Annotated in this window: 11 protein-coding genes; all 11 read right to left on the reverse strand. The window is 44.8% G+C overall.

What is annotated here, in order from left to right:
- Positions 1-83 precede the first annotated feature (83 nt).
- Positions 84-1,370, reverse strand: coding sequence for an urea ABC transporter substrate-binding protein (urtA, locus tag AB6E85_RS21015; RefSeq protein ID WP_004735113.1), 1,287 nt, complete (start codon positions 1,368-1,370; stop codon positions 84-86).
- A gap of 560 nt (positions 1,371-1,930) precedes the next feature.
- A complete protein-coding gene (locus tag AB6E85_RS21020; RefSeq protein WP_017056199.1) occupies positions 1,931-2,158 on the reverse strand; it encodes a zinc ribbon domain-containing protein in 228 nt (75 codons plus the stop codon).
- Positions 2,159-2,194: 36 nt separating this feature from the next.
- Positions 2,195-3,196, reverse strand: a complete 1,002-nt coding sequence (locus AB6E85_RS21025) for a diguanylate cyclase (protein WP_372144093.1) — start codon at positions 3,194-3,196, stop codon at positions 2,195-2,197.
- Positions 3,197-3,485: 289 nt separating this feature from the next.
- Entirely contained in the window at positions 3,486-4,388 is a 903-nt protein-coding gene (locus tag AB6E85_RS21030) for an alanyl-tRNA editing protein (RefSeq protein ID WP_372144095.1), read from the reverse strand.
- 131 nt (positions 4,389-4,519) lie between these two features.
- Positions 4,520-6,001: a ribosome biogenesis GTPase Der gene (gene der, locus AB6E85_RS21035; protein WP_017062511.1), complete on the reverse strand. Its 1,482-nt coding sequence runs from the start codon at positions 5,999-6,001 to the stop codon at positions 4,520-4,522.
- A 158-nt stretch (positions 6,002-6,159) separates the two neighbouring features.
- Positions 6,160-7,320, reverse strand: coding sequence for an outer membrane protein assembly factor BamB (gene bamB / locus AB6E85_RS21040; protein ID WP_048608131.1), 1,161 nt, complete (start codon positions 7,318-7,320; stop codon positions 6,160-6,162).
- A gap of 10 nt (positions 7,321-7,330) precedes the next feature.
- A complete protein-coding gene (locus AB6E85_RS21045) occupies positions 7,331-7,945 on the reverse strand; it encodes a YfgM family protein (RefSeq protein WP_019822120.1) in 615 nt (204 codons plus the stop codon).
- 79 nt (positions 7,946-8,024) lie between these two features.
- Complete coding sequence (hisS, locus tag AB6E85_RS21050; protein WP_017062514.1) at positions 8,025-9,293, reverse strand: histidine--tRNA ligase; 1,269 nt, start codon at positions 9,291-9,293, stop codon at positions 8,025-8,027.
- A 70-nt stretch (positions 9,294-9,363) separates the two neighbouring features.
- Positions 9,364-10,485, reverse strand: a complete 1,122-nt coding sequence (gene ispG, locus AB6E85_RS21055; RefSeq protein WP_050619863.1) for a flavodoxin-dependent (E)-4-hydroxy-3-methylbut-2-enyl-diphosphate synthase — start codon at positions 10,483-10,485, stop codon at positions 9,364-9,366.
- A gap of 7 nt (positions 10,486-10,492) precedes the next feature.
- Entirely contained in the window at positions 10,493-11,449 is a 957-nt protein-coding gene (rodZ, locus tag AB6E85_RS21060; protein WP_248369794.1) for a cytoskeleton protein RodZ, read from the reverse strand.
- Positions 11,450-11,889: 440 nt separating this feature from the next.
- Positions 11,890-13,032: a bifunctional tRNA (adenosine(37)-C2)-methyltransferase TrmG/ribosomal RNA large subunit methyltransferase RlmN gene (locus AB6E85_RS21065; RefSeq protein WP_248369796.1), complete on the reverse strand. Its 1,143-nt coding sequence runs from the start codon at positions 13,030-13,032 to the stop codon at positions 11,890-11,892.
- Positions 13,033-13,350: the final 318 nt, after the last annotated feature.

Genomic DNA, 13,350 nt, shown 5'->3' on the forward strand with positions numbered 1-13,350 from the left:
ATACGTGGATAATTATTGTTACCTGAAAGTAATGAGCCTTTCCTTAGCTAGGTTCGCTAAAGAAAAGGCTCATATTCATGGATCTAGTTACCGCCAGAACACTTCTTGGTTTCGACGTTAAACGCACCACATGAGAATGGCTTCGACCAGCTAGAGAACAGTTTTGCCGATTCAGGTAAGTAACTCGACCAAGCATCACCCGCAACGAGACCTGTGGTTTCCCAAACGATATCGAATTGACCATCGTCTTGGATTTCACCGATCAGGACTGGTTTAGTAATGTGGTGGTTTGGCAGCATGGTAGAGTAGCCGCCAGAAAGGTTAGGTACAGACACGCCAATCAAGGCATCTTGCACAGATTCAGGATCGGTTGTGCCCGCATTAGTGACCGCTTGAGCCCACATATTGAAGCCAACATAGTGCGCTTCCATTGGGTCATTGGTGACACGCTTTTCACTCTTGATGAACGACTGCCACGTTTCAACGAACTCTTCATTAGCTTCAGTATCAACACTCATGAAGTAGTTCCATGCCGCTAGATGACCAACCAATGGTTCTGTGTCCATGCCTGACAGTTCTTCTTCACCAACAGAGAATGCAATAACTGGGATGTCTTCAGATGAAATGCCTTGAGCGCCTAGCTCTTTATAGAAAGGTACGTTCGCATCGCCGTTTACAGTAGAAACCACAGCGGTTTTCTTGCCTGCTTCGCCGAACTTTTTGATGTCTGAAACGATAGATTGCCAATCAGAGTGACCAAATGGCGTGTAGTTGATCATGATGTCTTCTTCTGCGACACCTTTATCTTTTAAGTAGGCTTCTAAGATCTTATTGGTAGTACGTGGGTAAACGTAATCGGTACCTGCAAGTACCCAACGCTCAACTTCAAGCTCTTCCATCAAGTAATCCACTGCTGGGATCGCTTGTTGGTTTGGCGCGGCACCGGTGTAGAAAACGTTTTTAGAAGACTCTTCACCTTCATACTGTACTGGGTAGAAAAGGATGCTGTTGAGTTCTTCAAAGACAGGTAGCATGGATTTACGTGATACCGACGTCCAACCACCGAACACCACATCCACTTTCTCTTTTTCGATAAGCTCACGCGCTTTCTCAGCAAATAGCGGCCAGTTTGACGCAGGGTCAACCACGACAGGCTCTAGCTTCTTACCAAGCAAACCGCCCTTTTTGTTCTGCTCTTCGATGAGCATTAGCACGGTATCTTTTAGCGTTGTCTCACTGATCGCCATGGTGCCAGAGAGTGAGTGTAGAACACCGACCTTGATGGTCTCATCAGCAGCAAACACCGTTGCAGAAGAAAATGAAAGTGTTGTACACAGTGCAGCTAGCGATAAATTGAACACCTTGTTCATGATATTACTCCATAATTGTATTTTTGTTATTCAATTACAGAGTTACAAGAAGAGTGCCAAACTTATGAACCAACGAAATTATTTATAAGTAATTGTATTAATAGAATTTAAAAGAAATTCACACCAATAGAGTGCATAGCAATCATGTAACTATGTTTCATACTGGTGCAGTGACAGTGGGAATGAACCAAGATGACACATTCCTGTTCTTCAGATATAAAAAAGACCCAACACTTTAGGGCATGTTGATCTTTCGAGCTGATTTTTGCAGCGAGTTGCTGGGTATTTATACAAGGCAGAGGCTTTGATGTGTAGCTAGCCTACATGAGAAGCCGATAACGTAGTAGAAATGACCAGCAAACGCTGCCCGAAGGGTTCGGCTAAAAGCGTTTTACTCTTTGTTGAGGGAGATTTGCTTAGAATGACTAGGCTACTTCTCCCTCGCCGCGATTAAAACGCTTTTATCTCGAACAAAATTTAACCGCGAAAGGTCAACACGCCCTAGTATTGAGTCTCTGGTATAACGTCACCGATGGTCGTTCAAACCATGCAGTTTAAGGCTATTCCGCTGGTTGAAATTCGAATTTTACTCTCGATTTAGATTTCAACTCGTTGCAATCACCGTTGCAAAAATAGCTCGCCGCACCACAAGCTTGAAGCTTCTCAAGTTGGCTGCTGCACTCAGGGCAAAACCCAACTTTAGTAAAGTGAGCCTGACAACTTTCACAGTGATACTTGCCATCCCAAGCTAGCTCAGACTGGCACTTAGGGCAGATATTTTCACTCATTAGCACTTCCTAATTTACGACTATTTTTACAATCTACTACTGCTGAGACTTGGCTTGCTTGATTTGATACATGTTCTTATCAGCTTGTGCGATCAACTGGTCTAATCCTTGAGGATCTTTCTCACAAGACAACCCAACACTCACTGAGAACTGCACATCATTGATATAAAGCGCTTGTTGCAGTGCTTTCTCTAAGCTGTGGTAGAAGCTAACAACGCTTTCTTGATCATCAAAACATGAGAACACCACAAACTCATCGCCACCATAACGCCCTATCTTGGCACATGCTGTGGTTGCCTCATCAAGAACTTCGGCAACCGCCAACAGCACATCGTCACCGAAACTGTGGCCATAGGTATCATTTATTGATTTGAACTTATCGACATCCACAAACAGACACGCCATCACCTTTTCTGAAAAACATCGCTTAGCCAAGACTTTTTCGGCTTCATTGAACAGTGCACGACGATTCAAGCAATGGGTTAAAGAATCTCGATTAGCGAAAAAGTTTAGCTGGTTCTCCAGCTCAAACTTCTCTAGTGCTACCGAATACAGGGAAGCCAGTAGCTCTAAGGTCTCGAGCTCAAATTCATGTGGTTCAGAGATGTACTGGCTATAAATAGCGAAGGTACCCAACACATTACCGCGCGACGAGATAATGGGGACCGACCAACAGGCATGCAGATTCGCTTGATTGGTGAGGGCCAGAAAAGGTGCCCAGTTTGGGTGTGCATTTATGTTGGAGACCATCACTGCTTTCTTAAGCGCAGCTGCCTCGCCACAAGAGCCTATCCCCGCACCAATTCCTACCCCTTCTATCTGTTGATTGTAAAAATCAGGCAGGTTTGGGGCATATTCAAGGTGTAACGTTTTAGACTCTGAGTTGAGCAGTAGAATTGAAGCCATGCGCTGCCCAAAAAGCTGCTCGGTAAGCTGAATAATCTTGTGATTTAAATCTTTGCGATCCATCCCAAGCGCAAGCTTGCGCAGCAAACTATTGACGGCTCGATGGCCTTCTAATAAAAATTGTTGTTCCATTCACTAAGGCTTTCAATTGTGTAATCGGGTACAGCTTGTTCTTATGCAAGCTTGTTATTGGTTAATAATAACACACTAAATTAGTACGACACACAATCGAAGATCATAGGTTGATCTTTCGCTTTATCTATTTTGATCAGCGATCTACCCCAAAAAGAATATTTATATCACCACATACCGAAAGCATAAGTTACATGTGCTGCATTTCAATTTTAAATAGTCATTTACATTAAAAGTGACATGTAAAAACAAAATAAACAGCATAAGCCATTTCGATCTGTAGTCTAAATCATCGAATTACATGCGTCAGCATTTCAATATGCTGGTCATCTAACTGGGTTAACTTAACGGACAATGCCTTAAGCTCTGAGGTGTTCTCAATATGAGTACCACCACACGGAATAGACACTAAAGTGTCTGCATCCAACTGCCATTCCCAATAGCGAGAGTCTGTTAATGCCTCGCCTTCCAGTCGCATCGCAACTGGCGTCGGCTCTGCAAGCCAGTCCGAAATCATCTGGTTGATATCAGCTTCAATGCCATCAAGATTTGCTAGCATGTCTGCAACGTTCAAACCGCGCTTCTTCAGGGTTTTGCCTAAACGATACTTATCGGTACACAGCTCTGGAGTCACAAAGCTCGTCACTTGTGCGTAGCTATTGAAGTCGTAACTGCCAAGCGGATCTTTTCTATCCGCATCTTTACGCCAGTAGCTCTCAGCCAATACTTTATTCAAAGCTAGGAAAGCGATGTGGCCAGCACTGTGACCACGGCTCAAACTGGCTTGGTACTCTTTATCAACCGACAACACGACTTCGTCGTTAACGTTAATCATAGAAGCAGATGCAGGTAGCTGGTGGGCAACCACAAACGCCCACCCTTCTGTATCACGCTTAACAGGGATATCTGCTGCGATATGAAGCTTGCCAGTAGATTGTTCTATTGCACCAACAAGACAGTCTTCAACGGGATATTGCACGTCACCAACATTCACAAAGCCTTGGTCTGCAGGGTGATCTGGCCAAATATGACTCACAGGGTGGAAAGGTGTTACGTCGGTGATCAGGTAAGTTTTGCTGCCGTCACTTTCAACATGCAGCGCCTTTGCGTTGAGCAGCCAAGCCTGATGACAAAATTGAGTGATGGTTGGTGTGATTGCTGACGCAGGTGTAATCAAATCGCTAGTAGTCATATCGTTCTTCTTTTGGAATCTAGTCTGATTCGTTGAGCCATGATGATAAAAACGTATTGTTATGGTTTAACGTGAATTTTGCTTAAAAAAATACCCGAGACAGGCTCGGGTATCAAATCTATTGGAAAGGTTTACTTACGACCTTTAACCATACTCATCATACGTTTACGTTTACGTTCTTGAGAAATTGTCAGCTTGTTAGTCTTAGCTTCAAATGGGTTCTCGCTGTTCTGGAATTGAATGCGAATAGGTGTACCCATAATTTCTAGTGAACGACGGTAGTAGTTCATCAAGAATCGTTTGTATGAATCTGGCAAGTTACGAACTTGGTTACCGTGGATAACGATAATCGGTGGGTTGTAGCCACCAGCGTGCGCGTATTTCAGTTTCACACGACGGCCACGAACCATAGGCGGTTGGTGATCATCAGTCGCCATCTTCATAATACGAGTTAGAACAGAAGTACCAACACGAGTCGTCGCTGACTTGTAAGCTTCTTGTACAGACTCAAACAAGTGACCAACACCTGTACCGTGAAGTGCAGAGATAAAGTGAATACGTGCGAAATCAACGAAGCCTAAGCGACGGTCTAGCTCTTTCTTAACGCGTTCTTTAACGTCGTTATCTAGGCCATCCCACTTGTTTACGGCAATAACAATTGAACGACCAGCGTTCAACGCAAAGCCTAGCAAGCTTAGATCTTGATCAGAGATGTTTTCGCGAGCATCGATAAGCAGCAGTACAACGTTAGCATCTTCAATCGCTTTCAGTGTTTTAACCACTGAGAACTTCTCTACTGTTTCGTTGATGTTTTTACGACGACGAACACCCGCAGTATCGATGAGAACGTATTCACGCTCATCACGCTGCATTGGGATGTAGATAGAGTCACGAGTCGTACCTGGCATATCGTAAACAACCACACGCTCTTCACCAAGAATACGGTTCGTTAGCGTTGATTTACCTACGTTAGGACGGCCAATGATCGCTAGTTTGATCGGTTGATCTTGAAGACGCTTGAATTCTGCTTCAGCTTCTTCTTCTGTAAATTCAACCTGCTCTTCTTCTTCGTCTTCAAACTCAGTTAAATCGCTTACTTCGCCATTCTCAGCTTTTAGCGCTTCTGCGAATGGGTTAAGAGCAAGGTCAATAAGTGCAGTAACACCACGACCATGCGCCGCAGCGATTTGGTACATGTCTTCTACGCCTAGTTGCCAGAAGTCAGCACTTGCAGCATCAGGGTCGATACCATCAACCTTGTTTACTACTAGCATTGAAGGCTTTTCTAGTTGACGTAGGTGCTTAGCAATCGCCACGTCTGAAGGTGTTAGACCCGCACGGCCATCTACCATAAATAGAACGACATCAGCTTCATCAATCGCCGCTAGCGACTGTTCAGCCATTTTAGTTTCAACACCTTCTTCAGTACCGTCGATACCGCCAGTGTCAATAACAATAAAGTCATGCTCGCTAAAATGAGCATGACCGTATTTACGGTCACGCGTTAAGCCAGGGAAATCCGCAACCAATGCATCACGAGTTCGAGTCAATCGGTTAAATAACGTAGATTTACCTACGTTCGGACGCCCTACTAGAGCAACAACAGGTACCATAACAACCTCTACAATTTCTTCTCTAAATGTAGTTATAGGTAAGCACTTGTTCGCAAGTTTAAACTCTTACCTATAACCACACGGTTTATTAATTTTTAACAACAAAACGGCTCCTGGCTGTTACCAACCAGGAGCCGACTGTGAATTATATCACGCTTTTATTGGCTAATCGTTAGTTTCTTTACATCGCCATTGCGAGTCGTCACTAAGTAGCCTTCAGGCAGTTCAATTGGTGCAACCGCAAAGCCGCTATCATCGACAAGCTGTTGAGCAACAAACTCACCCGATGAACGATCTAACCAGTGCAGATAACCTTCAGTGTCACCCACGACTACATAACCATTAATAATAGCAGGTGCTGTCAGTAAGCGGTTTTCTAACAATGGAGTGCTCCAAAGTTCAGTACCACTACGCGCATCAACCGCAACCACATGGTCTTTGTCGGTAACAACGAACAAACGGCTACCATCACTTGCTAAATCAATCGCTGATGAGTAGTTACGTTTCCAAACTGGCTTACCAGAACGAAGATCGATAGCAATCAGCTGACCATTGATACCTACGGTATATAGGGTGCCACCAAGAACAATTGGAGATGCATCAACATCAACCAAACGATCAATTTCCGTTGCGCCTTTTGGCGTGCCTACTGGCTGTTGCCAAATAAGCTGACCACGATCAACGATAGCCGCAGCTAGACGACCATTTGCTGTACCCCAGAATACACCACCAGAAACCGCAACAGGCGAGCTATCGCCACGAAGTGTTAGGCTTGGTACTTCCGTACTGATGGTCCATTTTTGTTCGCCGCTTGCTTGATCTAACGCGATCAACATACCGCGACTGGTATGAACAATGACCATGTTGCTATCAGTTGCTGGGGATGCAAGCACCTCGCCATTCACTGATACACGCCACAGCTCTTCACCGGTCGATTCTTCCAGTGCGATCACTTCGCCATTTTCAGAACCAACAAATACTTTACCGTAAGCCGCCGTTAGGCCGCCTGATAAACGAGCCAGTACGTCTTTCTCAAGATCGACTTTCCACAGCGCTTTACCTGTATCAGGATCAAGCGCTTTAACCATACCTTCACGGCTTGCAACAAACACTTTGTCGTAAGCCAATTCTGGCGTTAGTTTTGAAAAGTAGTGACCAACACCATCACCAACCGACGTAGACCACTCCTGACTAGGAGTGAACTCGCTGTTTACCGTTGGTACTGGAGCCATGATTACGGTGTCTTCTTCACCCGCACAGCCAGCTAGTAGGCCAAGAGCAATCGCACACAACGCCGCTTTTGGAAACATCTTCTTCATTCAAAGCGCCTTATTTAGCTAGGTCGTCAAGTTTGATTTGAAGCGTTTGGCTAGCGTCAACAGCTTGCTGTGCTTCTGTGTAAGCACTGTATGCTGCGTCAGTGTCGCCTTTACGAAGTGAGATATCACCACGCAGTTCAGCAACACGGCCTTTCCAAGATTCATCTGTCATAGCAGCAAGATCAGTCAGTGCTGCGTCAAATTCACCTTGCTCAGCTTTAATACGTGCAACACGGTAAGTAAGTAGTGGCGCAAGTGCCGCGTCCTTAGTTGCCGATTTTGCCCACTCTAGCTGTTCAAGTGCTGCTGCTAGCTCACCCGCTTGTACTTGTACTTTTGCTAATTGCATAGCAGCAAGTACTGAGTACTCAGCGTCTTTGTTTGCGTCGATGAAAGCTTGAATATCAGATTGAGCATCAACGCCCTTAGTATCAAGAGCTGAAATTACAGAGGTGTAGCCTTCTGAAGCTGCTTCACGCGCTTCAACCACTGAATCTTGGTAATAGCGCCAGCCAAATAGACCACCTAAACCAATAACCGCACCAAAGATTACGGCTTTACCGTTCTCTTTCCACCAATCTTTAATGGCTTCAACTTGTTGCTCTTCGCTATCGTAAAGTTCCACTTCCTGTCCTCTTTAATTCTTTAAACGCCAGCATAGTGCTGACGTTAGTATTCATTATGAGCGTTTGCTCAATGGCTAATTAGATTAGCGCAGCAACTTTCTCTGCAACTTCCGTTTGAGACACGGTTTCTTGCTCGCCGCCAACCAGATCTTTTAGCACAACTGTATTGTCAGCAACTTCGTTCTCACCAAGTACCAGCGCCACAACAGCACCTACTTTGTCAGCACGTTTGAATTGCTTCTTGAAGTTACCACCACCGAAGTGGTTCATTACACGCACGCCTTCAACGGTGTCGCGTAATTGATTCGCTAACTGCATGCCCGCGATCATAGTACCTTCGCCAGCAGCAACTACGTATACATCAACGCTACGACGAACTTCTGTTAGCTCTAGCGTTTCCATCATCAGAACCAGACGCTCTAGACCCATTGCGAAGCCAACTGCATTGGTTGCTTTGCCGCCTAGTTGCTCAACAAGACCATCGTAACGACCGCCGCCACATACTGTACCTTGAGCACCAAGGCTGTCTGTGATCCATTCAAATACGGTACGGTTGTAGTAATCTAGGCCACGTACTAGACGCTCATTAACTTGGTATTCGATACCAACAGCGTCAAGAAGTTCACACAAACCAGCAAAATGTTGCTTCGATTCTTCACCTAGATATTCAGATAGTCGAGGTGCGTCACCTAAGATAGCTTGAACATCAGGGTTCTTAGTATCAAGTACACGTAGAGGGTTAGTGTGCATGCGACGTTTGCAGTCTTCGTCAAGCACATCAATGTGTTGCTCAAGGAAAGCCACTAACGCAGTGCGGTAGCTTACGCGATCTTCTTGAGAACCGATTGAGTTCAGCTCTAGGCGAACGTGCTTATCGATGCCTAGCTCACGCCATAGACGTGCTGTCATCATGATAAGTTCTGCATCAACGTCTGGACCGTCTAGGCCAAACACTTCAACACCACATTGGTGGAATTGACGGTAACGACCTTTTTGAGGGCGCTCGTGACGGAACATAGGACCCATGTACCATAGGCGCTGTTCATCACGGTTGATAAGGCTATTTTGAATACATGAACGAACACAACCTGCTGTGCCTTCTGGACGCAGCGTTAGGCTATCGCCATTGCGGTCGTCAAAGGTGTACATCTCTTTAGAAACAACGTCTGTCTCTTCACCAACTGCACGGCTAAATAGGTTTGTTTCTTCAACGATAGGCATACGTACTTCGTTGTAACCATATGCACTCACCACGTTTTTAACTGCGCTTTCTACTTTCTGCCACAGTGGTGATTGAGTTGGAAGGCAGTCGTTCATGCCTCGAATTGCTTGGATATTTTTAGCCACAGTATTTATTCCGTAATTTCTCACGACCAGGTGTTAGTGCGAATAGACAATCACACCCCATCGCGTTGTATTAATCTTCTAAGTTTTCTACATCAATGCGATTTGCTTTATCAAGCACTGACGCTTTTGCACGAATCTTAGCTTCAAGTTTGTCGACAAGGTCATCGTTGTCGAAGCGCTCTTTCTGACGCTTACCATCTTCGTAGAAGGCACTCTTACGTGCACTACCAGCTAAACCTAAGTGAGACACTTCAGCTTCACCAGGGCCGTTAACCACACAACCGATGATAGATACATCCATTGGAGTGATCACGTCTTCTAAGCGTTCTTCAAGGGCATTAACGGTGTTAATAACATCGAACTCTTGACGAGAACAGCTCGGGCACGCAATGAAGTTGATGCCACGCGAACGAATGCGCAAAGATTTAAGAATATCAAAGCCCACTTTGATCTCTTCAACAGGATCAGCCGCTAGCGAGATACGCAGCGTATCGCCGATACCTTCAGAAAGAAGCATACCTAAACCTACCGCGGACTTCACAGAGCCTGCACGCGCACCACCCGCTTCGGTAATGCCAAGGTGAAGAGGTTGATCAATCTGCTGAGCAAGCAAACGGTAAGAACCGACAGCAAGGAACACATCAGACGCCTTAACGCTGACTTTGAATTGATCAAAGTTCAGACGGTCTAGGATATCTACGTGACGCATTGCTGATTCAACAAGCGCTTCTGCTGTAGGTTCTGTGTATTTCTCTTGGATCTCTTTCTCAAGAGAACCGCCGTTAACACCAATACGAATCGGAATATTCATATCACGTGCACAATCAACAACTGAGCGGATACGGCTTTCGTTACCGATGTTACCTGGGTTGATACGCAGACAGTCAACGCCGTATTCAGCCACTTTAAGTGCGATACGGTAGTCGAAGTGAATATCAGCAACCAAAGGAACAGAGACCTGCTGCTTGATTAGCTTAAAGGCTTCAGCGGCATCCATAGTCGGTACAGATACGCGAACGATATCAGCGCCAACTTTTTCCAAAGCTCTAATTTGAGCAACGGTCGCGGCTACATCTGTTGTTCTTGTGTTGGTCATGGATTGCACAGCAATTGGTGCACCATCACCGATCGGCACATCACCCACATAAATACGGGTTGATTTGCGACGAATAATAGGAGATTCGTGTTGCATATTAACTCTAAGGTAAGGTTATTCTAGCTACTTTGCCTGAAGTATACCCAGAAAGGTCGACAGGTTCACTTGCAAATGTCATTGATACGCCTTCTGGCGCACCTAGAATCACTTTATATGGCGCAGTTCCTGAAAGATTTAACGACTGACCTGCTTTTTTTATGCCAGTTGACAAGGTTTTACCCGTTGCATCTTTTACTTGGATCCAGCAATCAGCAGTGAACTGCATCACTAGCTCGTTAGCCACAGCTTCAGGAGCAGTACTTGCTTCAACCGCTTCTGCATTAGCAGCAACTTCAGCTGTTGGTTCTGTCTCTGTTGCTTGTTGTGCAGGAGTTTCGTCAGCTGGAGTAACAGCATCTGAAGTATCTTCCGCATCGCTTATCGCAGCAAGGCCTTCAGTACCTTCAACAACAGAAGCACCCGCTTCGTTTTGTTCAGCTTCAATCACTTCTAAAGAGGTGAATTCAGGGGCAAGTGATTCTTCTACCGCTAGTTCTTCTGAGCTTTCAGTATTCGCTAAAGATTGAGATAGGGTGTCTTGCTGTTGGTTCTGCCACCACCAAAGTGAGGAGATACCCGCAATGACCGCAAAAATGCTCCAAGTCAGGATCATAATACGGCTGTTGTGCTTCTCGGTTTTGGTCTTACGAGAAAAACTCAGCATTTCTTGCTCTTGATGCTGAGCATCACCGGCATGATGCAGCGCACTCAATACGACTTTTTCGTCAAGATTGACGTATTTCGCGTATGAACGAATATAGCCACGCATAAACGTCGCCACTTGATCTGACTCGAATTGGTTTTCTTCAATTTGTTGGATCAGAGTAACGCGAAGTTTCAAGCGATCAGAAATCTGCTTTTGCGTTAAACCAAGAGATTCTCGTTTGTTCTTAAGCAGCGTTCCCGCTTCCAAAGCTGGAGCTACGTTTTCTTGCGCTTGTGTATCTTGTTCTGTGTTCATAGAGAGTGAACTTCTAAAGTATTATCGCAGGTTGAGGAGAGCGTTTTCTTATTGTCGTTTAAGCTCAATCTAACAACCCACGTTATGTGGAATTTTTCCTGCTATCTAAATCATCAACCCTTAAAGGCGAACATCATTCATTTGTTATGGATGACCTTCTCAGGAAGCTAGTTTATCAAGTAGCCAACCTAAATAGACATATTGATGATCGGTAGCAAGCGAGCACTTAAATTAATTTAAGATTAGTTAATCATAAGCTAATGCCATTACAAGGCAAAAACACTTTAAACAAAATTTACCGTCAGCTCATGGTTTTGTCCAAAATTTGACGAAAAATGTAAGAAAGCGTGGGCAAGAAGTCCAAAAAATCAAAAACTGTACCCCAGAAAAGCAACAAGCCAGAAGTAAGACTTCTGGCTTGTTTAGGTTCTAATCGCGTTTTATACCGCTTTTACTTCAATCACACCACCGGCAATCAAGTTCGCTTCAGAGGCTGCTTTGATCATTTTGGTACGTTTGGTTCTATCAATCACATCACCGACTAACTGACCACACGCGGCATCAATATCATCACCACGAGTCTTACGAACGGTTACTGTGTAGTTGTATTCCATCAGCGTTTTTTGGAAGCGATCAATACGAGAGTTGCTTGGCTTCTTATAAGGCGAACCCGGGTAAGGGTTGAATGGAATTAAGTTGATCTTACAAGGCGTCTCTTTCATTAGCTCTGCAAGTTCACGGGCGTGGTCCATATCATCATTCACATGATCCAATAGCACGTACTCAACCGTTACTTTACCGCGGTTAGCATTTGAAGATGCAATGTAACGACGAACAGATGCTAGGAAGTCTTGGATATCCCAACGGTCGTTGATCGGCATGATTTGGCTACGTAGTGCATCGTTTGGCGCATGTAGAGAAATAGCCAATGCGACATCGATGTTGTCTGTCATTTGGTCAAGGCCAGAAACAACACCAGAAGTTGATACAGTTACACGACGCTTAGACAGTGCGAAACCTAGATCATCAAGCATGATTTCTAATGATGGCATTAGGTTCTTCATGTTCAATAGAGGCTCGCCCATACCCATCATTACAACGTTAGTAATTGGACGACGACCGGTTTCTTTTTCTAGGCCGATTTCGCGAGATGCACGCCAGATTTGGCCAACAATCTCTGAAACTTTTAGGTTACGGTTAAAGCCTTGTTGAGCTGTAGAGCAGAACTTACATTCAAGAGCACAACCAACCTGTGAAGAGACACATAGCGTCGCACGGTCACCATCTGGGATGTATACCGTTTCAACGTCTTGGTCGCCAACGCTCATCGCCCATTTAATTGTGCCATCTGAAGAGTGTTGAGCTTCAGAAACAACAGGTGCAATAATCTCACAGCGACGTTGAAGTTTCTCACGTAACTTTTTGTTGATGTTGTTCATTTGTTCGAAGTCATCGACACCGAAGTGATAAATCCACTTCATCACTTGCTCTGCTCGAAACGCTTTCTCATTCAGTTCTTCTGTGAAAAATTTACGAAGACCTTTACGATCAAAATCGAGTAGATTGACTTTAGCTGTGGTCATGATGCCTCTCAATGACGGAACAATAATTAAGGGCGCGAATTGTACAGGCTTTACGCAACTTCAACAAGCATTGTAAAACCCTGCGTTTATTAAGACATTCAAACTTAAGCGATTAAAATTTGAGCAACTGTATTTGTCGGCCTAAGATTACCCAATTTAAACAAAAGATTCCCGATTCCACTCCTCCGTCGCTTTCGGGAATGACGTAAATAATCTCCAACAGATCAGTAATACTTAGCTCGAAATTGTAGCCCCGCTATTCATCGCCGTCAGGTCATCAACTCCTCAAAGCCCGTCATTCCAGAACTGAGGAACGAA

Origin of the sequence: Vibrio sp. 10N.247.311.51 (genome assembly GCF_041467855.1) — a bacterium.
Taxonomy (GTDB): Bacteria; Pseudomonadota; Gammaproteobacteria; order Enterobacterales; family Vibrionaceae; genus Vibrio; species Vibrio coralliirubri.

Excerpts from the sequence above, each read along its gene's own strand:
- urtA (WP_004735113.1), bottom strand. The coding sequence starts at position 1,370 with ATGAACAAGGTGTTCAATTTATCGCTAGCTGCACTGTGTACAACACTT.
- AB6E85_RS21020 (WP_017056199.1), bottom strand. The coding sequence starts at position 2,158 with ATGAGTGAAAATATCTGCCCTAAGTGCCAGTCTGAGCTAGCTTGGGAT.
- AB6E85_RS21025 (WP_372144093.1), bottom strand. The coding sequence starts at position 3,196 with ATGGAACAACAATTTTTATTAGAAGGCCATCGAGCCGTCAATAGTTTG.
- AB6E85_RS21030 (WP_372144095.1), bottom strand. The coding sequence starts at position 4,388 with ATGACTACTAGCGATTTGATTACACCTGCGTCAGCAATCACACCAACC.
- der (WP_017062511.1), bottom strand. The coding sequence starts at position 6,001 with ATGGTACCTGTTGTTGCTCTAGTAGGGCGTCCGAACGTAGGTAAATCT.
- bamB (WP_048608131.1), bottom strand. The coding sequence starts at position 7,320 with ATGAAGAAGATGTTTCCAAAAGCGGCGTTGTGTGCGATTGCTCTTGGC.
- ispG (WP_050619863.1), bottom strand. The coding sequence starts at position 10,485 with ATGCAACACGAATCTCCTATTATTCGTCGCAAATCAACCCGTATTTAT.
- rodZ (WP_248369794.1), bottom strand. The coding sequence starts at position 11,449 with ATGAACACAGAACAAGATACACAAGCGCAAGAAAACGTAGCTCCAGCT.
- AB6E85_RS21065 (WP_248369796.1), bottom strand. The coding sequence starts at position 13,032 with ATGACCACAGCTAAAGTCAATCTACTCGATTTTGATCGTAAAGGTCTT.